Annotated in this window: 20 protein-coding genes; 7 read left to right on the top strand and 13 right to left on the bottom strand. The window is 47.9% G+C overall.

The window, feature by feature from the left end; all coding sequences use genetic code 11:
• Position 1 precedes the first annotated feature (1 nt).
• From FGQ85_RS06915 to FGQ85_RS06905, 3 genes are all read left to right on the top strand, one after another.
• Entirely contained in the window at positions 2-1,735 is a 1,734-nt protein-coding gene (locus tag FGQ85_RS06915) for an ABC transporter ATP-binding protein/permease (protein WP_138373026.1), read from the top strand.
• Complete coding sequence (locus tag FGQ85_RS06910; RefSeq protein WP_138373025.1) at positions 1,732-3,387, top strand: ABC transporter ATP-binding protein; 1,656 nt, start codon at positions 1,732-1,734, stop codon at positions 3,385-3,387. Before FGQ85_RS06915 ends, FGQ85_RS06910 begins: the two co-directional genes overlap by 4 nt.
• A gap of 362 nt (positions 3,388-3,749) precedes the next feature.
• On the top strand, positions 3,750-5,081 hold the full coding sequence (locus FGQ85_RS06905; RefSeq protein WP_138373024.1) for a hemolysin family protein: 1,332 nt from the start codon (positions 3,750-3,752) through the stop codon (positions 5,079-5,081).
• A gap of 89 nt (positions 5,082-5,170) precedes the next feature.
• Here FGQ85_RS06905 and FGQ85_RS06900 read toward each other — a convergent pair whose 3' ends face one another.
• From FGQ85_RS06900 to pepT, 12 genes are all read right to left on the bottom strand, one after another.
• Positions 5,171-5,593, bottom strand: coding sequence for a hypothetical protein (locus FGQ85_RS06900; protein WP_118636757.1), 423 nt, complete (start codon positions 5,591-5,593; stop codon positions 5,171-5,173).
• A gap of 14 nt (positions 5,594-5,607) precedes the next feature.
• Complete coding sequence (locus FGQ85_RS06895) at positions 5,608-6,201, bottom strand: TetR-like C-terminal domain-containing protein (protein ID WP_087166827.1); 594 nt, start codon at positions 6,199-6,201, stop codon at positions 5,608-5,610.
• Between the two features lie 75 nt (positions 6,202-6,276).
• A complete protein-coding gene (gene nspC, locus FGQ85_RS06890; protein WP_138373023.1) occupies positions 6,277-7,398 on the bottom strand; it encodes a carboxynorspermidine decarboxylase in 1,122 nt (373 codons plus the stop codon).
• A gap of 9 nt (positions 7,399-7,407) precedes the next feature.
• On the bottom strand, positions 7,408-8,610 hold the full coding sequence (locus FGQ85_RS06885) for a saccharopine dehydrogenase family protein (protein ID WP_087166825.1): 1,203 nt from the start codon (positions 8,608-8,610) through the stop codon (positions 7,408-7,410).
• A 21-nt stretch (positions 8,611-8,631) separates the two neighbouring features.
• Complete coding sequence (gene speB, locus FGQ85_RS06880; RefSeq protein WP_138373022.1) at positions 8,632-9,489, bottom strand: agmatinase; 858 nt, start codon at positions 9,487-9,489, stop codon at positions 8,632-8,634.
• The gene (gene speE / locus FGQ85_RS06875) at positions 9,467-10,330 is read right to left on the bottom strand and encodes a polyamine aminopropyltransferase (RefSeq protein WP_087166935.1); all 864 of its coding nucleotides are present in this window, start codon (positions 10,328-10,330) and stop codon (positions 9,467-9,469) included. Before speE ends, speB begins: the two co-directional genes overlap by 23 nt.
• Before the next feature lie 3 nt (positions 10,331-10,333).
• Complete coding sequence (locus FGQ85_RS06870; RefSeq protein WP_087166823.1) at positions 10,334-11,788, bottom strand: aminotransferase class I/II-fold pyridoxal phosphate-dependent enzyme; 1,455 nt, start codon at positions 11,786-11,788, stop codon at positions 10,334-10,336.
• 443 nt (positions 11,789-12,231) lie between these two features.
• A complete protein-coding gene (locus FGQ85_RS06865; protein WP_087166822.1) occupies positions 12,232-12,654 on the bottom strand; it encodes a hemerythrin family protein in 423 nt (140 codons plus the stop codon).
• A 20-nt stretch (positions 12,655-12,674) separates the two neighbouring features.
• Entirely contained in the window at positions 12,675-13,130 is a 456-nt protein-coding gene (rpiB, locus tag FGQ85_RS06860; protein WP_087252225.1) for a ribose 5-phosphate isomerase B, read from the bottom strand.
• Positions 13,131-13,310: 180 nt separating this feature from the next.
• Positions 13,311-14,687 (bottom strand): dipeptidase PepV, encoded by a 1,377-nt coding sequence (pepV, locus tag FGQ85_RS06855; protein WP_138373021.1) that lies wholly within the window; start codon positions 14,685-14,687, stop codon positions 13,311-13,313.
• Positions 14,688-14,744: 57 nt separating this feature from the next.
• A complete protein-coding gene (locus tag FGQ85_RS06850; protein ID WP_118636761.1) occupies positions 14,745-16,250 on the bottom strand; it encodes a YfcC family protein in 1,506 nt (501 codons plus the stop codon).
• 13 nt (positions 16,251-16,263) lie between these two features.
• Positions 16,264-17,484, bottom strand: coding sequence for a peptidase T (gene pepT, locus FGQ85_RS06845; RefSeq protein ID WP_138373020.1), 1,221 nt, complete (start codon positions 17,482-17,484; stop codon positions 16,264-16,266).
• A gap of 208 nt (positions 17,485-17,692) precedes the next feature.
• On the opposite strand from pepT, the gene FGQ85_RS06840 reads away from it, so the two are divergent.
• The 4 genes from FGQ85_RS06840 to FGQ85_RS06825 are packed head-to-tail and all read left to right on the top strand — an operon-like array spanning position 17,693 to position 20,720.
• Positions 17,693-18,394, top strand: a complete 702-nt coding sequence (locus tag FGQ85_RS06840; protein ID WP_087166817.1) for a helix-turn-helix transcriptional regulator — start codon at positions 17,693-17,695, stop codon at positions 18,392-18,394.
• 13 nt (positions 18,395-18,407) lie between these two features.
• Complete coding sequence (locus FGQ85_RS06835) at positions 18,408-19,178, top strand: HAD family hydrolase (protein ID WP_138373019.1); 771 nt, start codon at positions 18,408-18,410, stop codon at positions 19,176-19,178.
• A gap of 48 nt (positions 19,179-19,226) precedes the next feature.
• Positions 19,227-20,171 (top strand): radical SAM protein, encoded by a 945-nt coding sequence (locus tag FGQ85_RS06830; RefSeq protein ID WP_243128498.1) that lies wholly within the window; start codon positions 19,227-19,229, stop codon positions 20,169-20,171.
• Positions 20,172-20,720, top strand: a complete 549-nt coding sequence (locus FGQ85_RS06825) for a DUF308 domain-containing protein (protein ID WP_087166815.1) — start codon at positions 20,172-20,174, stop codon at positions 20,718-20,720. It begins immediately after the preceding gene.
• 167 nt (positions 20,721-20,887) lie between these two features.
• Here FGQ85_RS06825 and FGQ85_RS06820 read toward each other — a convergent pair whose 3' ends face one another.
• The gene (locus FGQ85_RS06820) at positions 20,888-21,760 is read right to left on the bottom strand and encodes an aldose 1-epimerase family protein (RefSeq protein ID WP_138373018.1); all 873 of its coding nucleotides are present in this window, start codon (positions 21,758-21,760) and stop codon (positions 20,888-20,890) included.
• Positions 21,761-21,767 lie beyond the last annotated feature (7 nt).

The following is a 21,767-nucleotide window of genomic DNA, read 5'->3' as shown; positions in this document are numbered from 1 at the left end:
TATGATCAAGACAAGGCTCATGAAGCTTTTGAAGGGATCTGAAAAATATATTATCCAGAATATTCTCTGGCAGTGGATCGCTCTTTTGTTTCAGATCGCGGCCATCTTTGCGGCAGGTACGTTTCTGCAAAGTCTGATGGACGGCACACTGAATCAGGGAATCTGGACCCGGACCGCCGTCATTGCGGTTCTTTCGCTTCTTGTCCGCTTTGGCTGCGAAAAAATGGCCGCCATCGCTTCGGGCAGGGCAAGTTCCGATGTCAAGCTTGTGCTGCGCCGCCAGATTTATGAAAAACTTCTGCGGATCGGTGCATCGTATAAAGAAAAGGTACCGACTTCCGAGGTCGTACAGGTAACCACCGAAGGGGTGGAACAGCTGGAGATCTACTATGGAAAATATCTTCCGCAGCTGTTTTACAGCCTTCTGGCTCCGGTCACACTGTTTCTTGTGCTGGCGCCTGTCAGCCTCAAGGCAAGCCTCATTCTTCTGATCTGTGTGCCGCTGATTCCGGTATCCATTGTGGCGGTGCAGAAATTCGCCAAAAAACTGCTGAATAAATACTGGGGAATCTACACGGAGCTCGGCGACAGTTTTCTGGAAAATCTGCAGGGACTGACAACTCTGAAAATCTATCAGGCAGACGGAATGAAAGCCTGTGAGATGGATGAAGAGGCCGAACGCTTCCGCAAGATTACCATGAAGGTACTGACCATGCAGCTGAATTCTGTCAGTGTGATGGATCTTGTCGCCTACGGCGGCGCGGCCATCGGAATGATCGTCACCGTACTGGAATACGCGGACGGACACGTCAGCTTTGCCGGAGCATTTACCATTATCCTTCTGGCATCGGAATTTTTCATTCCTCTCCGGCTCCTTGGTTCTTTCTTCCACATTGCCATGAACGGAATGTCCGCAAGTGACAAGATTTTCCGGATTCTGGATCTGGAGGAAGGACAGGGCGGGACAAAGCGTCTGGAAGCCGGTCCGGTACAGGCATCCTTTGACCACGTAGAATTTTCCTATGAAAAAGAGAAACCGGTATTAAAGGATATTTCCCTGACCATTCCGGCAGGCAGCTTTATCTCCCTTGTCGGTGTTTCCGGCTGTGGAAAAAGTACTGCCGCCGCTCTTCTGACTGGAAAAATTCAGAACTTCCGCGGCCGGATCCGGATCAACGGAATTCCGGTATCCGAAATTCGTGAGGAGAATCTGATGCATGCCGTCACCTTGATCCGCCACAACAGTTATCTCTTTAAAGGAACGGTCCGGGACAATCTCCGGATGGGAAATCCTGATGCGTCCGATTCCGAGATGAAAGATGCGCTTCAGAAAGTGCGTCTTCTGGAATTTCTGGAAAACCAGAACGGACTGGATACGGTGCTCGAGGAGCAGGGAAGCAATTTCTCCGGCGGTCAGAGACAGCGTCTTGCCATTGCAAGAGCCCTTCTCCATGATACGCCAATGTACATTCTCGACGAAGCGGCGTCGAATATTGATGTAGAAAGCGAAGACCAGATCATGGAAGTGGTCCGGGAACTCGCAAAGACAAAGACCATTCTCTTTATTTCCCACCGTCTGGCCAATGTGACGGCATCCGACTGCATCTACATGATGGAAAAAGGGGAAATCTCCGAGAGCGGCACACACGAAGAACTGATGCTGCAAAACGGCAGTTATGCGGCCATGTTCAAAAAACAGCAGGATTTATGCAGAATAAGGGGGATTGAATCATGAAACGACGAAGCGGAATCAAAATCATGGGACAGCTGATCGGACTGGTACGTCCTCTGCTCCATGTCATGCTTGCGGCCATCCTTCTGGGCGTAGCCGGCTATCTGTGCGCTATTTTCCTTACGGTCATGGCCGGCGCCGGAATTCTGAAGCTTTCCGGCCTGACGGGCGGATTTTCACTGAGATTTCTGTTTCTCTGTCTTGGGGCTGCTGCCATTCTCAGAGGCATTCTCCACTACGGTGAACAGGCATGCAACCACTATATCGCGTTCAAGCTGCTGGCGCTGATCCGTCATAAGGTCTTTGCCGCCCTCCGCCGTCTCTGTCCGGCAAAGCTGGACGGGAAGGATAAAGGAAATCTGATTTCCATCCTGACGACGGACATTGAACTTCTGGAAGTGTTTTATGCCCACACCATTTCACCGATTGCCATTGCCGTGCTGACCTGCCTGATCATGGAAGTTTTTTTCTTCCGCTACAGCATCCCGGCAGGAATCTTTGCGCTGTGCGGCTATGTGGCAGTCGGCGTTCTCATTCCGGTGTGGAATTCACGGAAAGGTGCCGGATCCGGAATGGCATTCCGGAATGAATTCGGTGAGCTGAACAGTTTTGTTCTGGACAGCCTTCGGGGACTGGATGAGACAATCCAGTACGGCTGCGGTAAAAAACGGATGGAAGAACTGGAAGCGCGGAGCAAGGAACTCAACCGGAAACAGACTGTGATGAAAGAGCTGGAAGGAAACCAGAGAGGACTGACAAGTCTCCTCATCCTGTTCTTTTCTTTCGGGATGCTCTTCTTATGCGCATGGATGTGCATGGAAGGCCGGATGGATATGGAAGGCGCTTTTCTGTGTACGATTCTGATGATGGGCTCCTTTGGCCCAGTCGTGGCGCTGTCCGGACTTTCCAATAATCTGATGCAGACACTTGCAAGCGGCGAACGTGTTCTGTCTCTTCTGGAAGAAGAACCGGAAATTGAAGAAGTCACCGGAAAAGAACCGTCTGAATTCGGGTCTGTCGAATGTCAGAATCTTTCCTTTGCGTACGAGGAGGAACAGATCCTCACCGATTATTCCATTTCCATACCAAAGGGAAGCCGGATCGGTCTGCATGGAAAGAGCGGTTCCGGAAAATCCACGCTTCTCAAACTTCTGATGCGCTTTTATGATACGGACAGCGGTTCCATCCAGATCGACAGACGGGAGATTGCTTCGATCAACACGAAGGATCTCCGGGATATGGAAAGTTATGTCACCCAGGAGACAAGTCTCTTCCACGATTCCATTGCCAACAATATCGCGGTCGCAAAGCCGGGCGCATCCCGTGCTGAAATCGAGGAAGCCGCGAAAAAGGCATCTCTCCATGAGTTTATCATGAGCCTTCCGAATGGATATGACACCATGGTCGGCGAACTCGGAGATACTCTCTCCGGCGGAGAAAAGCAGAGGATCGGGGTGGCAAGAGCGTTTCTCCACGATGCTCCGCTCATCCTTCTGGACGAGCCGACCAGCAACCTGGATTCCCTCAACGAAAGCATCATTCTGAGATCTCTCAAAGATCTGGGCCGGGACAAAACAATCGTCATCGTCTCCCACCGCGAGTCCACCATGGCGGCTGCCGAAAAGGTCTATGAAATGTCCGGTCGGGTTTCCTGATGCCTGAACCTGAACCGGTTCCGGATACGCGTCGTATGAGAACTCTCAGACTGCGCTATTGACATTTTCACCGCCATCCTATATAATCATCTCGACATCTGTCAGTAACAGATGATTATTTTCAGAAAGGATGTATTACATTTTTATGGACGACTCAAGCGACGGTGATTCTGAGCATCATAATTTTGTAAAAATGAACATAAATCCGGATATGAGGTATAGTCTGTCGTTTCATGAAACAACAGGCTATGCCTTTTTGTGTTTTTTTATCCGGCTTCGGCTATGACAGCGCCTGTATTTTACCGGCATTTGAAGCTTTTACATTTTTACAAATAATATGATGAATAAAGGAGAACTGATTTATGAATTCTATATTACCCCAGCTTTTGCTGCAGGTCATTCTTATCTTTTTAAATGCATTTTTTGCGGCGGCGGAGATCGCAGTGATCTCACTGAATGCCTCCAAACTTCGGAAATCGGCGGAGGACGGCGATAAAACCTGTGCCCGTCTTCTGAAACTGGTGGAAGAGCCTTCCGGATTTCTCTCAACCATCCAGATCGGAATTACATTGGCAGGATTCCTCGGCAGTGCGTTTGCCGCGGACAACTTTTCCGGCTATCTGGTAGACTGGGTATACAAAGACCTGGGATTTCATTCTCTCCCGGTCTCAGTACTGGATACACTCTCCGTTATCGTGATCACCATTATTCTTTCCTATTTCACACTGATTTTCGGTGAACTGGTTCCAAAACGGATTGCCATGCAGAAATCCTTTGCTGTAGCAAAATTTGTCTATCGTGTAGTTTCTTTTGTTGCTCTGATTATGAAGCCGGCAGTTGCCTTTCTTTCTCTTTCTACCAATCTTGTACTGAAGCTGTTTGGTATGAAGACGGAAGCGGAAGAAGAGACCGTAACGGAGGATGAGATTCGTCTCATGGTAGAGCTCGGAGAAGAGAACGGATCAATTGACAGCGATGAGAAAGAATGGATCCAGAATGTGCTGGAATTTAATGACACCATTGTCCGGAACTGTATGACACATGAATCTGAGATCATCGCCATCTCAGCGGATGCTACCGATGAAGAAATCACGCAGCTTATTACGGAATCCGGTACTTCCCGTTACCCTGTATACCAGAATGATCTCCACGACATTATCGGTGTACTTAATGCGCGTACATTCCTGCTTTCCCGCGCCAACGGTGAGAAAACGGACATCCGTAAACTTCTGCGTCCGGCATACTTTATCCCGGAAACTGTTCATGCATCCACGCTCTTCCGTGATATGCAGAAGCAGAAACTGCACATTGCAATCGTGGTTGACGAGTACGGCGATACTTCCGGTATTGTAACGCTGGAAGACCTGGTGGAAGAAATCTTTGGAAATATCTACGATGAATTTGATGAAAACGAACCGGCGGAGATCGAACAGCTCAAAGAAAATCTCTGGAGAGTCACCGGAACCGCAGATGTCGATGACATCGCAAAAGAACTGGACATCGATCTCCCGGAATCTTCCGACTATACCACACTTGGCGGAATGGTGTTCAGCAATCTGAAGACGATCCCGAAAGATGGTACAACTGTCGATCTGGATGTCGGGGATATTCACATCCACGTAGATGCGATCTCCAGAAGAAGAATCCAGTCCGCACTTGTATCAAAGGTCGAAAAAGAACCGGAAGAAGAATAAAGAGCCACAGACAGAAAGGACATGGAGCCGGAAAATGCTCCATGTCCTTTCCTTATCTGTTTTTTCTATTCACTCTCATCGCTGCTTTTTCATTTCTTTTCCCGGAACACCACATAGTTTTTCCGGTAATTTCCCCACCAGGTGCTTGCCGGATTAGTAAAGTAAAAGGTGGAAAAGAGCATCTCGGTCTCATTCAGCTTCGCAAGCAGCCTCAGAAGCCGTTCCTCCAGCGGAAAAATGATGCCGTCTTCCTCCGCTTCCAGCTCTTTTAGGTACCTGTTTTCCTCTTCCGTCAGGCTTTCCCTGATCTTTTCCTTCGCCTCATCGGGAAGAGTGAAGTAATAAAAATCCGCCCAGGCATTCTCTTTTCCACATGCCTCCCATTCTGCGGACAGTTTATCCACAGCTTCCCCGGCATCCAGTGTGAATTCTACCCAGTCGCACTGATCAAATCCTTCCTGGATCTGTTCCAGATAAATGGCTCCCGCCTGTTTCAACGTCTCAATCTGCATCTTCGTCCCCCCTGTTATCTCCGGACTCTTGGGTGCGTATCGCGGATCACGCTCATAATAAAGCGGAATGCAATATCTGCCATCTCTTCCGGCGTTTCCGATTCCTCCGGATCTTTCTGGAGCCAGTAGCGGATGAGCCCGACACAGCCTGACAGACAAAACCGGTAGGAATATTTCAATACATTCATCTCATTCGGGAACTGGCGCTTCAGTCCGGTCAGGCACTTCTCTCCGACAAGATCCTCTACCTCCTGAACAAAGGCCGGATCCCCGTTTTCTCCCATAAGAGATCGATACAGTTTGCGGTTTCTCCCGAGAGAAAAGAAGATGTCCTTCATAAACAGAACACTCTGCTCGGAAAATGGTTCCGGCGGATAAGTTTCCATCACTTCGGCAATCTCCTCTATCAGCTCCTGCTTCACATTTTCAAGCATGTTGGAAATATCAGAGTAGTGCAGATAAAAAGTAGAACGGTTGATGTGGACATGGGCCACAAGCTCTTTTACCGTAATCTCCTGAATACTTTTTTCCGTCATCAGATCTGCCAGACCTTCTTTTAATCTTGTCTTGGTTCTCGCAACTCTTTTATCCACTTTCTGTCCTGTCATGCCGACATCCTCCTCTTTTTCTTCTTTCACTATAATATAAAAAGACTTGAAATGCAACACTGTGTCTATTATTTTTTAGAGTCTACGTTTAAATTCGTCGTATCCAAAGCTTCGGATGATCTGATAGTCTCCCTGATCTTCCAATACGATATCCGGAAGTTTCATCCCGTTAAAGGTATTGTTTTTTACCATCGTATAGATTGCCATATCCTGAAATTCCAGCCATTCCCCTGGTGCGATCGGATGGTCAAAAGAATAATCACCGATCACATCTCCCGCAAGACAGGTCGGGCCGGCAAGACGGAATGTGTAAGGCTTCTCATCCGGAAGGCCTGCATCTTTCAGCGGCGGACGGTACGGCATTTCCAGTACATCCGGCATATGGCATGCTGCGGAAGTGTCCAGAATGGCGATCCGGACGCCGTTTTCCATTGTCTCCAGCACCTCCGTCAGAAGCGTCCCCGCATTCAGCGCGACGGCCTCCCCCGGTTCCAGATAGACTTCCAGTCCGTATGTTTCCTGCATATGGCAGATGCACCGCTTTAACCGTTTAATGTCATAATCGCTTCTTGTAATATGGTGGCCGCCGCCAAAATTGATCCACTTCATCTTTGGAAGCCACGCCCCGAACTGCTCCTCCACCGCCCGCAGCGTCACTTCCAGATCATCGGAATTCTGCTCGCAGAGCGTATGGAAATGAATGCCTTCAATACCGTCCATCAGTTCTTCCGTCAACTGTTCCTTCACTGTTCCAAGGCGTGATCCCGGCGCACATGGATCGTAAATATCATGCCCCTCCTGGGTGGAGCACTGTGGGTTTACCCGGATTCCCGGACTTTTCCCTGCTTTTTTCACCCGGTCTTTATATTTTCGGATCTGGGCCGGGGAATTCAGAACAATATGTCCGCAGAGGGAAAGAATCTCGTCAAACTCTTCCTTCCGGTAAGCAGGGGAGAAGATGTGGTTTTCCTTCCCCATCTCCTCCGCCCCCAGTCTGGCCTCATAAAGCCCGCTGGCCGTCGTCCCGTCCAGATATTCCCCGATGAGCGGGTACAGTGAATACATGGAAAATGCCTTCTGGGCCAGCAGGATCCGGCACCCGGTCTCCTCGCGAAGCTGCTTTAATACCCGCAGATTCGCTTCCAGCTTTTCTTTCTGTACAATATAGCACGGCGTGCGAAGTTCTTCTTTTCTCATGGCCGCGCCCTAATCTACCAGTTCCGGGTTCTCACAGATCTTCCACGGCAGTCCCCATTTGTTCAGTGCATCCATGAACGGATCCGGATCAAACTCTTCCATATTGAAGACGCCCGGTTTCTGCCAGGTACCGTTCATCACAAGCATCGCACCGATCATGGCTGGAACACCTGTTGTGTAGGCAACCGCCTGGGAACCTACTTCCTTGTAGCATTCCTGATGATCGCACGTATTGTAAATGTAGAGTTTCTTCTCTTTTCCGTCTTTCTTTCCGATAAAGATACATCCGATATTGGTCTTTCCTTTTGTTCTCGGTCCCAGAGTGGACGGATCCGGAAGGACAGCCTTTAAGAACTGAAGCGGTACGATCTCTTTTCCTTCGTACATGATCGGCTCGATGGATGTCATTCCTACATTTTCCAGACATTTCAGGTGAGTCAGGTAGCTCTGTCCGAATGTCATGAAGAAACGGATTCTCTTGATGCCCGGGATGTTGAGTGCCAGAGACTCGATCTCTTCATGGTGCAGAAGGTACATATCCTTCTTTCCTACTTCCGGGAAATCATACTCTCTTTTGATTTCCATCGGCTCGGTTTCTACCCAGTGTCCATCCTCCCAGTAGGAGCCTTTTGCGGACACTTCCCGGATATTGATCTCCGGGTTAAAGTTGGTTGCGAACGGGTATCCATGATCTCCGCCGTTGCAGTCCAGAATATCGATGTAGTTGATTTCGTCAAAATAGTGTTTCAGCGCATAAGCGGAAAAAACGCTTGTCACGCCCGGATCGAATCCACTTCCAAGCAGGGCTGTGATTCCTGCTTTTTCATATTTTTCGCGGTACGCCCACTGCCATTTATATTCAAACTTTGCCGTATCTTCCGGCTCATAGTTTGCTGTGTCCACATAGTGTACGCCGGTTTCCAGGCAGGCATCCATGATCGTCAGATCCTGATACGGAAGCGCCAGGTTCAGCACGACATCCGGCTGTACCTTCTTGATCAGCTCCACAAGTTCCGGCACGTTGTCCGCGTCCACCTGCGCGGTTGTGATTTTTGCTTTTGTCTTTCCTTCCAGTTTTTCTTTCAGCGCGTCACACTTGGATACTGTACGGCTTGCGATGCAGATCTCGTCAAACACCGCGTCATTCTGTGCGCATTTCTGAATTGCTACTCCTGCGACACCGCCGCATCCGATTACAAGTACTTTTCCCATGATAAGTTCCTCCTTCTACTTTTATCTGCCGATTGCCAGCATCATTTCTCTGATAATTTTACATGCCACGGCTGTGGACACCCCGCTTGCATCATACGGCGGGCACAGCTCGTTGACGTCACACCCTACAAGGTTCACATTGCTGCAGACAGCGGTCACTGCCCGCTGCAGCGTCATATAATCGACTCCGCCCGGTTCCGGCGTTCCTGTCCCCGGAAATACCGACGGGTCCAAAACATCCAGATCCACCGTAAAATAAACCGGCTTTCCTTTCAGATTTTCGATCGTTTCTTCCAGCCCTTCCAGATCAAAGGGATGCAGGTTTGTATGTCCCTCTGCTGCCCAGGAAAACTCTTCCTTTTCCCCGGAGCGGATTCCAAACTGATGGATCCTTCCGTCTCCCAGAATCTCCCAGCAGCGCCGGATGACGCAGGCGTGGGAAAGTTTCACACCCAGATAGTCCTCTCTAAGATCCGTGTGGGCATCCAGATGGATGATATGAAGATCCGGGTACTGCCCTGCCACGGCCCGGATGCTTCCAAGGGTCACAAGATGCTCTCCTCCGATCAGAAACGGAAGTTTCCCGTCCTTTAAAATTTCACCTGCACGCTCCTCAATGGCAGCAAGCACCTTTTCGGAATCCCCGATGGCAAGTTCCAGATCACCGCTGTCAAAGACATGGCAGTCCAGAAGATCTTTGTCCTGATACGGACTGTATGTCTCAAGTCCGTAAGACTCATTCCGGATGGCCTGTCCGGCAAATCTCGTTCCAGGACGGTAGGATGTGGTAGAGTCAAACGGCGCACCGTAGAGGACGACCTTGGCATCCTCATATTCCGCATCACATCCGATAAAATTAATTACGTTTTTCTTCAACATCTTTTAACAGTTCCTCCACATACACCGGAAGGGCAAACACACCCGCGTGAAGCCTCGGTGCATAATATCTCGTGCTGATTCCCCGAAGTTTCCATGCTACGCCGTTTAAGTCATCCAGCGGATGATACCGTTTTGACGCAAATCCGAAAAGCCAGTGTCCGGACGGGTAGGATGGAATGTGTGCCTGGTACACCCGGCAGATCGGAAAGGTTTCCACAATCCGCTTGTGCATCCGCTGGCACTGGTACGCTTCTTCTGCATAGAACGGACTCTCGTTCTGATTGATCATGATTCCGTCTTCATGAAGGGCATTATAACAGTTTCCGTAAAATTCCTTTGTAAACAATCCTTCGCCCGGTCCGAACGGATTCGGGGAATCGATGATAATCAGATCGTATTCATCGGTTCGGGAGCGGATAAACCGCAGACCGTCCTCATGGTAGATTGCCACCCTCGGGTCCGTCAGGCTGCAGGCGATCTCCGGGATATATTTCCGGCAGACCTCTACAAGAAGCGGATCAATCTCCACCACATCGATGGTCTCGATCGTCTCGTATTTAATCAGCTCCCGGACAACGCCTCCGTCGCCTCCGCCGATAACGAGCACCTTTTTCACATCCGGGTGGACTGCCATCGGTACATGGGTAATCATCTCATGATAGATGAATTCGTCCTTTTCCGTCAGCATCAGATCTCCGTCCACCACAAGAACCTTGCCGAATTCCGTCGATTCCAGCACATCGATCCGCTGGAATTCGCTCTCGGCACTGAACAGCTGCCGTTCCACACGAAGGGACAGTCTGGCATGGTCCGTATGTTCATCTGAAAACCACATTTCCATTTTTTATTCCTCCTTCAGTACGTTGAGCCGCTCGATCTTCTCATCCTCCGGCCCGGTCATGGAACATCCTTTTTCCTTGGCATAGACAATATAGTCAATAATCTCATCGGTGATCTCCTCACCCGGTGCGAGAATCGGGATTCCCGGAGGGTAGCACATCACAAACTCGCTGCAGATCCGTCCTCTCGTCTCTTCCAGAGGGAGGGATTCTTTCTCTGCATAGAAGGATTCCTGCGGAGTCATCACAACTTTCGGCGGAATATATTCCTGTGAAAGCATTCCTGTCTTGTCTTTCTGATACCGTCTCTTAATGTCCGCAAGGGCGCTGACAAGCCGCTCCACTTCCTGCTTCCTGTCTCCGATGGAAAGGTATGCCAGAATATTTCCAAGATCCCCGAATTCAATCTGAATATCATATTCATCCCGCAGAATATCGTACACCTCGATCCCCGCAAGGCCGATGTCCAGCGTATGTACCGAAAGTTTGGTCGGATCGAAATCAAACACACTGCTTCCGTTTTTCATCTCTCCTGCAAACGCATAGTATCCTCCGACCTGGTTGATCTCTTTTCTCGCATACTCGGCAAGTTCCGCCACCTTTGCGAATGCTTCTTTCCCGCGAAGCGCCAGATTCCTCCTGGAAATATCGAGGCTTGAAAGAAGCAGATAGGACGCACTTGTCGTCTGGGTCAGATTGATGATCTGGCGCACATATCCTGCATTGACATTCGGTCCTGTCAGAAGGAAGGAACTCTGCGTCAGGCTTCCGCCGGATTTATGCATACTGACCGACGCCATATCCGCTCCCGCTTCCATGGCAGAAACCGGAAGTCCGTCTCCAAAATAAAAATGGGTTCCATGTGCCTCGTCGGCAAGTACGAGCATATTGTATTCATGGGCAAGCTTTACGATCGTGCGCAGATCCGAACAGATACCGTAGTAGGTCGGATTATTCACAAACACTGCCACCGCGTCCGGATTCTCCCGGATAACCTTTTCCACCTGGGATACCTTCATTCCAAGAGAAATCCCCAGATGATGATCCACATCCGGATTCACATATACCGGCTTTGCTCCGCAGAGCACAAGCGCATTGATGACGCTGCGGTGGACATTCCTCGGCAGAATAATCTTGTCGCCCTTTTTACAGCAGGACAGCACCATGCTCTGCACTGCCGATGTCGTCCCGCCAACCATCAGAAAGGCATGCGCCGCTCCAAATGCATCCGCTGCCAGCTCTTCCGCCTCCTTGATGACAGAAACCGGGTGGCAGAGATTGTCAAGCGGCTTCATCGAATTGACGTCAATACCGACACACTTGCTTCCCAAAAGCTCCACCAGTTCCGGGTTCCCACGTCCGTGTTTGTGGCCCGGAACATCAAACGGCACGATTCTCATTTTCCGGAACCGTTCCAGCGCCTCGTAGATCGGCGCTCTCTTCTGTGATAACATCTCCATTTCCACTTACTCCCTTACGTATTGATATGCCTGCCCTGATCCAGGCCGGAACTCCTTCTGAGAGAAAGTTTTCCGCAAAACAAAAAGACACAGGCAGACGGCATACATACCATTTACTTGTGTCTTTTCTATCTTCTTTCCGCACAGTCAAAGAAACTGTGCGGATACATATACAGTTTTATCGCATATTCAGACAGATATTGGCGTAGAGTCTATATAGCAAATATTTTTACTTTTACTACTCTTATTGACCGTTTCACAAGTTGTGTATGCTGTTGCACACCGGTTATAAAGTAACCAACTTATAAAATTTGAGCTTCTAACTCAATCAATAATGCAGCCTCCGGCCGCTAAGAAAATATTTGCATGGAGAACTTTACGAATATCTGCTTTCCATACGCATTTATTCTAACACGCTAAATCTGAATATACAATAGTTATTTTTATAAATTTTCACTGTTCTGTCTCATGTTTTTGTATTCGGCCACGGAGCGGTCAAATCCCTTGATATGGCGGAACAGCCAGTCTGTCACGGTCTCATTGAGCGCTTTGACAAACGCATCTGTCGGGCCTTCCTCTTCTTCCAGCATTTCATGCAGATCTTCTACCGCATGCTTGAATTCTTCGTGTTTTGCCTTGTGCTCTTCCAGCCCCGGATAAGCAATCTCTTCCTGAAGCTTTTCTTCCGCTGCAAAGTGGAAATCTGTGTAGTCAGCAAGGTAATTAAGAAGCTTCACTGCTGTCGCCTTGTCTCTGTGTGTCTCGCAGGCTTCTTCCAGGTCTGCGATCTTTCCGATCAGCTCCTTGTGCTGAGCGTCAATCATCTCATTTCCGGTTACAAGAGTTTCATCAAATACTGCATACATCTTTTTTTCCTCCTTTTTGATTAATCCAGTTTGGACTCTCTTCTTTCTACATCCATGATCATATCGACTCTTCTCTGGTGGCGGCCTCCTTCGAATTCAGCGCCAAGAAATTCGTCGATAATCATCTTAGCAAGTTCAATTCCAATTACACGGGAACCAAACGCAAGAATATTTGCGTTGTTATGCTGTCTTGACAGTCTGGCGGTGTACGGTTCGCTGCAGACGGCAGCCCGGATTCCGTGGACCTTGTTTGCCGCAAGGGAAATTCCAAGTCCGGTACCGCAGATCGCGATTCCAAAATCCACTTCCCCGGATGCCACCGCATGTCCGATTTTCTCACCATAGACCGGATAATCACAGCTCTCAGTGGAGTCCGTGCCATAATTTACTACATCATATCCTTTTTCTTTTAAATATGCCACAACCTGCTGTTTCATCTCTACAGATGCGTGGTCATTTGCAATTCCTATTTTCATACTCGTTCCTTTCTGTTCTGGTGATTTTCCTCACTCTGGTTTTATTATACTTGTTTTGTATTTTTTTGACAACTGTACCGTCCTATCTTTTCTTCCTAAAACTCGAAATTTCATAACTCTCCCGAAACCCGACAAGAGCCGCACGTATCTTTTCCGTGCAGCTCTTGTCTTCATGAAGCTTTATTGTGCCAGTCTGTAGATTGCCTCCAGATAGATTTTCATCCACAGATCCAGTTTGTCCAGTTCCAGATATTCATTTTTCTGATGCATCAGATCCGGCTGTCCAGGAAGAATAGCCCCAAACGCTACACAGTTTTCCAGTGCTCTCGCATAGGAGCACGCTCCGTCCACCTGTGGTTCTGCGTCATAATCCTGTGTTATCTCCCGGTAAACATCCATCAGTGTGGTTACAAGGAAGCTGTCTTTTGGCACATAGATTGCTTCTGTAATCTGAGGATTTTCAAACCGGAACCGGCTTTCTTCCAGATTCTTTTCCAGCAGATCCTGCACTTCTTTACATTTGTATGTAACCGGAACCCGGTTATCAATGGACAGGATCAGTTTTCCATCAATGACTTCCACTTTCCCCACATTAAAGCTTAGAGCCCCTGAGATCTCGTCGGAAAGATCGATTCCAAGACCTTTTCCCTGAAGGTCAAATCCAATATTCTTCATATACCACCGGGCAATCTCTGAAAGTTCCCCTTCCAGTCCCAGATCGGCAATCATGTACATCATCCCGCTGACCGCATTGATCCCTTTAGCTGGGCTGGCCGCATGGGCCGCAAATCCCCGAACAGACAGCCTCACACCCTGCTTTTCTGTCTCACAGCTGATTTTACAGCTGGTTGCTTCTTCCCACTTTGGCATCCGCTCCCGCACCGTTTCTTCCAAACCTGCCGGAAGGAGAGCCGATGCTGATTCCGCTACCGAGTTGTATGCATTGCCTCCGGAAAGTTCGATCTTTTCCTTCAGGTCTGTCACAAGCTGGTACTGGAACACCCCTTTTTCCGCATGATTCAAAGGGAACTCCGCATCCGGCGTGAATGAAATCTGCGGAGGAGTCATTTTCTTTACTCCAAAATAATAATCCATGCATTTCCAGTCTGTCTCTTCGTTCGCTCCTACAATCAGACGGATCTTTTTGCTCAAAGGAATCCCCATTTCCTTTAGAATTTTTACTGCATGGAGACATACCACCATTGGTCCTTTATTATCCAGCACACCTCTTCCATATAGTTTTCCATCTATAATCCGAGGCCGGAAGGGATCACAGATCCATCCTTCCCCGCACGGGACAACATCCACATGTCCCAGAATTCCGACTGTTTCTTCCCCGTTTCCATAGTCCGCATGTCCTGCATAATTATCAAAATTTTCTGTCTGAAGACCTGCTGCCTCCGCCAGGCCGAGATAACATTGAAGTGCCTTTGCAGGACCTTCTCCAAACGGCATTCCCTCCGCCGGTTTACTTTCCACACTGTCTATGGAAACAAGCTTCATAATATCCCGGATCAGACTTTCTCTGTCATCTTTGATCTTTTTCTCAAAATCCATCTTGTCCTCCCTATTCCATCAGGGGACACTCTTGCTGTCCCCTGACTTGGTCATCCGCTACAGGAACAGCTGAATTACAAGCATTACCGCACTGAATCCTGCCATGATTCCCATCAGCGGCATAATAAATTTCAGCCATTTATCGTATGTTACATCTACCATGGCAAGAGAAGCCAGAATCAGTCCGGCCGGCGTAATAAAGGAAATCAGTCCGAGCCCGTATGCATAAGCAGAAACAATCGCCGCTCTGGATACACCCACCGTGTCCGCAAGCGGTGCCATAATCGGCACAGAAAGCACTGCCAGTCCCGATGAAGAGGAAATGAAAAATCCAAGCACGATAAATACAAGCATCATCAGGATAATAAACAGAACCGGATTCATTCCGCTGATTGCTCCGGAGAAGAATGCCAGAATTGTATCCGACACCATCCCATTTTCCAGAATGATATTAATTCCGCGGGCAACACCGACAACGAGTGCAACGCTCATCAGGTCGGCTGCTCCGCCGATGAACTGATCCATGAAGTTCTTTTCTCCGATTCCGGAGGTGAAGGCAAGAATGATCGCGCACGCCAGAAAGAGTGCGGTCATGCTGTCAAACCACCACTGCTTTGCAACCAGTCCCCATACAAGCACCCCAAAAGTAATTCCAAATACGGCCAGAGAAAGTTTCATGCGTCCTGTAAATTCCGGAACCTCCCCCTGATGCCCGAACTTTTTCATATGATATTCGTACTGATCATAGCAGATTGATTTTGTCGGATCCGCTTTTACCTTTTTCGCATAGCGCAGAATATAAACCAGTGTAATAATCACACCGATGATCAATGCCGCGAAACGGAATCCCATTCCGTCCGCCAGGCTGATTCCCGCCGCATTGGATGCGTTTCCTACTGAAAACGGATTAATCGTCGGGAACATGGTTCCGATCGATGATCCCATATAGATCGCTGCGATACACACGATGACATCATACCCCGCCGCCAAAAAGACGGGAACCAGAATCGGATACAGAGCGATCGTCTCCTCCGCAAGTCCGAACGTTGTTCCTCCTGCCGCAATAATAATCGTAATCAGGACAATCAGAATGTATTCCTTTCCCTTTGTAATCTTTGACAGAACCGCAATCGCCGAATTGAATGCTCCCATATAATTCAGGACACCGATGCATCCACCAAGAACAAAGATAAAAAGAATGATATCAATCGAATCATATACCCCGCTGATTGGTGCCAGAAGAATTTCAAAAACTCCCTGCGGGTTTTGTTCTACTGTTTCATAAGTTCCCGGAATCGCAACCGGTTTGCTGATGGTTCCATCCAGAAATTTGTCCAGATTTCCGGTAACTCCCAGTTCATCCAGCGTCTCCTGGGTAGGATCCATTTCCGTGATTTCGCCCTCCGGGTTTGTAACTTCAAACATTTCCGTCTGTGCGTTATAAGCCAGCTTGGAATACAGACCCGCAGGCACAACCGCTGTCAGGATCGCCGCAAAAATCAACACAATAAACAACACGGTCAATGCTGACGGGAACGACAGCTTTTTCTTTTTCTTTTCCATATCCTGTTTTCCTCTACTTTTCTGCAAATATTTTTACAAGTTCTACAATAATCTGTACCGCTTTTTCCATTCCTTCTACCGATACATGCTCCAGCGGTCCATGATATCCATGTCCTCCTGTTCCAAGATTCGGACAAGGAAGCCCTTTAAAAGAAAGCTTGCATCCATCCGTACCTCCCCTGATCGGGCAGATGACAGGCATGGCTCCTGCCAGCTCACATGCTTTTTTTGCATTTTCGATCAGATAAAAATGATCTTTTACAATACATTCCATGTTTTTATATTCATCTTTCAGTTCAAGGGAAACAGTTCCTTCACCCCAGATTTCATTCATGGATTTTTCAATATGCCGGAGTGTTTCCTTTCTTGCACGGAAACTTGTCTCATCATGGTCACGTACAATATACTCCATTACCGCATGGCTTTCATCTCCGTGAATGGTCAGAAGATGATAAAATCCTTCATAACCTTCTGTATATCTCGGCGTTTCATATTTCGGGAGCATCTGATTGATTTCTGCTGCCAGAAGTACCGCATTGATCATCACGTTCTTGGCTGATCCCGGATGGACGCTTTTCCCTTCTACTGAAAATCTTGCTTCACAGGCATTGAAATTCTGGTACTGAATTTCTCCCTCGCCATCTCCATCCAGAGTATAGGCCACATCCGCATCAAAAGCGTCCAGATCAAAGTATGCGGCCCCCAAACCACATTCTTCATCCGGCGTAAACGCAACACTGATCTGTCCATGCGGAATTTTCTCCTCAATAACGATCCGGAGCATCTCCATAATTTCTGCAATTCCGGCCTTATCATCCACTCCAAGAATGGTACGCCCGTCTGAAGTGATCAGGGTTCTTCCTTTCCACTCTTTCAGGTGAGGGAAATCCTCCGTACTGATTACCCGTCCGCATTCTTTCAGCTTTACGTCTTCCCCATCGTAATTCTCGATACGGACCGGGGTGATTTCTCCTTCACAGAATTCGGATACAGTATCCATATGGGCGATAAACCCGATTTTCTTCCGGTTCTCGTATCCTTCCGTCGCTTTTAAGGTCCCATATACAAAACAATGGGCATCCAGTCTTGCGTCCTCTATTCCAAGCTCTTTCAGTTCCCGGACCAGAATTTCCGCAAGGTCAAACTGACATTTTGTTGTCGGTACACATTCCACATTCTCATCGCACGGTGTCTTTACGGTAATGTACCTCATAAGCCTCTCTTCTACCTGCATCTTTTTTCTCCTTCCGTTTTTATCTGGAACTATTTTATAAGCTGAACGTATTTCCTGCAAATCTTCTTCGTTTTCTTGACACGAAAATTTTTCTCGTGATATTATAGGCTCAGTCGAAAAAGCACAAAGATTCCTGCTTAATTTTTTCGGCGCCAAGCTCTTTGTGCATTTTTCATAAAATAATCGATTATTATGAAAGGTTTTTGATATGGATGTCAATAAAATCATCGGACAAAATATAAAAAAATATCGTACCGCCTATAATATGACTTTAAAAGAGATGTCCGATAAACTCCATAAAAGCATCTCAACGATTTCCAAATATGAAAAAGGCGAGATTTCCCTGGATATGACAACGTTTCTTGAAACGGCAAAAATTCTCCGTATTTCACCGTCTGCCCTTCTTTCCGGCACCTCGGTTCTTTCTAATGAGCATTCTGAGACTGATCATAATGCCGAGGTTATATATATGTATACATACAGCGGTTCTGAAAAGGAGATTGTCCGCAGCCTTATTGAACAGTATCCTCCGGTTTCTCCTGATGATCCTTACCGCGTTCATCTTTATAATGATGTCCGCGATTTTAAAAATCCCGGAAGCTGCAGCGGCTTTTATACCGGAGACTACTCTGAAAACGGATTCCTCGGAACCTATATCCTTCACAACCAGATTTCTTCTACTGAGCATGTTATGATTTCCTGCGTAAAAAATCTGGTCAACTCGAACCAGCAGCTTGGACTTGTCTCCGGACTTTCAAACTATACTATGCTCCCTGTTGTTTTTAAAACGGTTCTGTCCCGGAGCGAACTTACAGACAGAAAACATTTAATGGACCTTTTAACATTTTCCAGAGAAGACTTCCGGGAACTGAAGCAGTCACACTGTCTTGTGGTCCGTAATGTCAGATAAGGAGGAATTTGTCATGATACGATTAATCGCCAGCGACCTTGACGGTACGCTTTTGAGAAACGGAGCGCAGGCTCTATCTCCGGAAGTTTTTGAACTGCTTCCTGCCCTCAGGAAAAAAGGCATTCATTTTGTCGCTGCAAGCGGCCGCCAGTACGCCAATATCCGCCGTCTCTTTGCGCCGCTTCAGGATGAAATTTCCTATGTTGCGGAAAACGGTTCTCTTTGTATGCATGAGGGAAAAATGGTTGCTTCCGGCCAGATTGACCGGGATCTTGCCAACGAAATTATTCTGGAAGCACGCCGTCAGCCGGACTGCTCGCTTCTTTATTCCAGCCCGGAAAAGTGCTACGTTGAAAAAGGAAATGACCGTCTTTACGACCATATTAAAAATCATGTCCACTATGATGTGGAGCTTGCAGATGATCTGACACAGCTGGATGCTCTGTGCCTGAAAGTTGCAATCTGTAACTTTGACGGTGCAGACCGTTCGTTCGGATATTTCCGCGAAAAGTATCAGGATCGTATTAAAATTGTCACCTCCGGAAATATCTGGTTTGATTTTATTGCACCGAATGCAGATAAGGGAACCGGACTTGCGGCTATCGCCTCTGCTCTTGAAATCCGTCCGGAGGAATGTATGACGTTCGGCGATCAGTATAATGATATTGAGATGCTTGCATTCACTCCAAACAGCTATGCGATGGATACCTGTGCAAAAGGGGTGGAGCGCTACGCCGCACATCAGACTTCTTCGGTAGAAGAGGTCATCCGAACCCTTTTATAAACCTGTCTGCACAGTTACCGGAATTTGCAAAAAAGAGAGGAATATATTATGACGACTGTACCGCATCCATCCTCCGGGATGGATTTGAAGCTCATGTATCAGGACTGCACGCTCTGTCCCCGAATGTGCCATGCCGACCGGACCAGCAAGACCGGTTTCTGCAGATGTACCGATGAAATCACGGCGGCCAGAGCCGCCCTTCATTTCTGGGAAGAGCCATGTATCAGCGGATCCGGAGGAAGCGGAACTGTATTTTTCAGCGGCTGTACATTAAAATGCTGCTTTTGCCAGAATTATCAGATCAGTCAGGAGGGATTTGGGAAAAAGATTTCCACGGAAGAACTTGCCCGGATTTTTCTGGATCTTCAGGAACAGGGGGCTGAAAATATCAGTCTGGTCACTGCAGACCAGTACCTGCCGTCTGTCGTTTCTGCATTAGACCTGGTCAAAGACCGGATCCGGGTTCCTGTTGTCTATAACTGCAGCGGCTATGAACGGTTGGAAAGCCTTCAGCTTCTCTCCGGTTATATTGATATTTTTCTTCCGGATCTGAAATACTATGATACAGGCATTGCGCAGAAATATTCCCGTGCAGGAGATTATTTTTTCTATGCATCCAGGGCCATTCCGGAAATGATCCGCCAGACCGGCATTCCCCGGTTTAACCAGCAGGGAGTTCTGGAGAAAGGCGTCATTGTGCGGCATATGGTTCTTCCGGGACAAAAAGCTGATTCGATCCGTCTTCTGCACTGGATGGCGGACCATCTGGAAAAGGGCAGCTTCCTTTTAAGCCTGATGAGCCAGTATACACCTTTTTACCACGCATCCGATTTTCCGGAAATTAATCGACGCATCACTACCTACGAATATGAAAAGGTTCTGGATGAGGCAGTACGCCTCGGAATGACTGATGGATATATGCAGGAAAAATCCAGCGCAAAGGAGGAGTACACTCCTGCTTTTAATCTGGAAGGAATAGAAAGGAGAATCTAAATGAAATATAAACATTCCGGAGACGAGTATACGCTCCATTTCAGCCACAACATACTGGCGTTTCTCTATGTTGTACTTGGAATTGTACTTTTGATCAAGCCAACCGAACTGACCCGTCTGTTCTGCATCTTTCTCGGCATTGCAGCTCTGCTTTACGGCGGAATCAGACTATTCTCCTATCTGCGCAGAAAAGAATATGAATCCGCCTTTCAGATGGATCTGATTCTTGGCGTGATTCTGATTGTCGTCGGAGTCGTCTGCCTGGTACAGCCGCGGATTATTCTTTCCATTCTGCCATTTGTCCTTGGGATCATTATTCTGCTGGATGCCATCGGAATCCTTCAGCGGTCACTTCGACTGCGGAGACTTGACTATGACGGATGGTGGATTTCCCTGATTCTGGCACTGGTGCTGGCACTTTTCGGACTTATTCTGATTGCCAATCCGTTTGAGACGACGATTCTCTTTGTCCGTTTTCTCGGATTTACACTGCTGGCAGACGGATGCTTCGATCTGTGGGGAATTTATCTGTATCGAAAATATCTCTAATTTGAAATATTCTGAAACTTTAGAACGATTTGAAATTCGGGACAGTTTCTCATCACAATAGAAAAACAGAGGTGCGGACTTCTTCGTACGGGTATTACGTACAGAAAAGCTCCGGCACCTCTGTTTTCTATTTTTGATTTGCTGAGTTTATTGTTCTATTTTGCGGTTTATCCTACTGTGATCGTGTAGGATTTCTCAAAGATTCTGCCCGGTTCCAGCATATTTCCCCATTCTCTTTCTTCCAGCTTCTTACTGAAGTCCGCCCGGTCGCATCTTCCGTACCACGGTTCTATGCAGACAAACGGAGCCTTGCCGCCTTTCGGGGCCCAGATTCTAAAGAGCGGTGCGTCAAACTCAACTGTCACATAGGCATTTCCTTCCGGATCTACAAGAGCTACGTTGTGTGCCTGGTCGTTTTCAATAACCAGCGCGTCTCTTGAAAACAGGTCTTCTGCGATCTGCATTTCTCCATTTTCCAGCTGATATTCGGCCTTTTCCTCTGTCAGAAGGCCGCCCTCTCCGATGAGGCTGGAGACCACCGGACCTTCCGCGTCAAAACGCAGCCGGTAATCTGTCTGTTTTCCCTTCCCGGAAATCGGACAGACAAACGCCGGATGGCCGCCGATGGAAAAATACATTGTCTTCTCATTTGTATTTTCCACTTTCCACATCACTTTCACACTTCTGCCTTCCAGTCTGTAGCCAATAGACAGGCAGAAATCAAACGGATACTTTTCCTTTGTTTCCGGCGTTTCATGCAGCTCAAACCAGATTTCATTTTCCGCTTCTTCCGTCACAGTAAAATCCATATCCCTGGCAAAGCCATGCTGCGACATCGAATACGTCTTTCCCTCATAGATACTCTCCTTATCCCGGTAGTTTCCAACCAGAGGGAAAAGCACCGGGGACGTCCGTTTCCAGAAAGCCGGATCCGCATCCCACAGATACTCCTGTCCGGTCTGATTGTCCTTTAAAGACCTCATCTCCGCTCCATGAGAAGCGATTTCCAGTGTCAGTTCTTCATTTTTCAAACAAAACATAGACTGT

Origin of the sequence: Pseudoflavonifractor sp. BSD2780061688st1 E11, assembly GCF_005844125.1 — a bacterium.
Classification (GTDB): Bacteria; Bacillota; Clostridia; order Lachnospirales; family Lachnospiraceae; genus Sellimonas; species Sellimonas catena.
Note: the sequence above shows the minus strand (reverse complement) of the source record. Positions and strands in the feature narration are given on the sequence as shown.

Coding starts and splice junctions, on each gene's coding strand:
- FGQ85_RS06850 (WP_118636761.1), bottom strand. CDS start 16,250: ATGGAAAAGAAAAAGAAAAAGCTGTCGTTCCCGTCAGCATTGACCGTG.
- FGQ85_RS06895 (WP_087166827.1), bottom strand. CDS start 6,201: ATGACAGGACAGAAAGTGGATAAAAGAGTTGCGAGAACCAAGACAAGA.
- FGQ85_RS06870 (WP_087166823.1), bottom strand. CDS start 11,788: ATGGAGATGTTATCACAGAAGAGAGCGCCGATCTACGAGGCGCTGGAA.
- speB (WP_138373022.1), bottom strand. CDS start 9,489: ATGTTGAAGAAAAACGTAATTAATTTTATCGGATGTGATGCGGAATAT.
- FGQ85_RS06900 (WP_118636757.1), bottom strand. CDS start 5,593: ATGCAGATTGAGACGTTGAAACAGGCGGGAGCCATTTATCTGGAACAG.
- FGQ85_RS06910 (WP_138373025.1), top strand. CDS start 1,732: ATGAAACGACGAAGCGGAATCAAAATCATGGGACAGCTGATCGGACTG.
- FGQ85_RS06885 (WP_087166825.1), bottom strand. CDS start 8,610: ATGGGAAAAGTACTTGTAATCGGATGCGGCGGTGTCGCAGGAGTAGCA.
- FGQ85_RS06835 (WP_138373019.1), top strand. CDS start 18,408: ATGATACGATTAATCGCCAGCGACCTTGACGGTACGCTTTTGAGAAAC.
- FGQ85_RS06865 (WP_087166822.1), bottom strand. CDS start 12,654: ATGTATGCAGTATTTGATGAAACTCTTGTAACCGGAAATGAGATGATT.
- FGQ85_RS06830 (WP_243128498.1), top strand. CDS start 19,227: ATGACGACTGTACCGCATCCATCCTCCGGGATGGATTTGAAGCTCATG.
- FGQ85_RS06915 (WP_138373026.1), top strand. CDS start 2: ATGATCAAGACAAGGCTCATGAAGCTTTTGAAGGGATCTGAAAAATAT.
- pepV (WP_138373021.1), bottom strand. CDS start 14,687: ATGGATTTTGAGAAAAAGATCAAAGATGACAGAGAAAGTCTGATCCGG.
- pepT (WP_138373020.1), bottom strand. CDS start 17,484: ATGCAGGTAGAAGAGAGGCTTATGAGGTACATTACCGTAAAGACACCG.
- speE (WP_087166935.1), bottom strand. CDS start 10,330: ATGGAAATGTGGTTTTCAGATGAACATACGGACCATGCCAGACTGTCC.
- FGQ85_RS06840 (WP_087166817.1), top strand. CDS start 17,693: ATGGATGTCAATAAAATCATCGGACAAAATATAAAAAAATATCGTACC.
- FGQ85_RS06820 (WP_138373018.1), bottom strand. CDS start 21,760: ATGTTTTGTTTGAAAAATGAAGAACTGACACTGGAAATCGCTTCTCAT.
- FGQ85_RS06905 (WP_138373024.1), top strand. CDS start 3,750: ATGAATTCTATATTACCCCAGCTTTTGCTGCAGGTCATTCTTATCTTT.
- FGQ85_RS06825 (WP_087166815.1), top strand. CDS start 20,172: ATGAAATATAAACATTCCGGAGACGAGTATACGCTCCATTTCAGCCAC.
- rpiB (WP_087252225.1), bottom strand. CDS start 13,130: ATGAAAATAGGAATTGCAAATGACCACGCATCTGTAGAGATGAAACAG.
- nspC (WP_138373023.1), bottom strand. CDS start 7,398: ATGAGAAAAGAAGAACTTCGCACGCCGTGCTATATTGTACAGAAAGAA.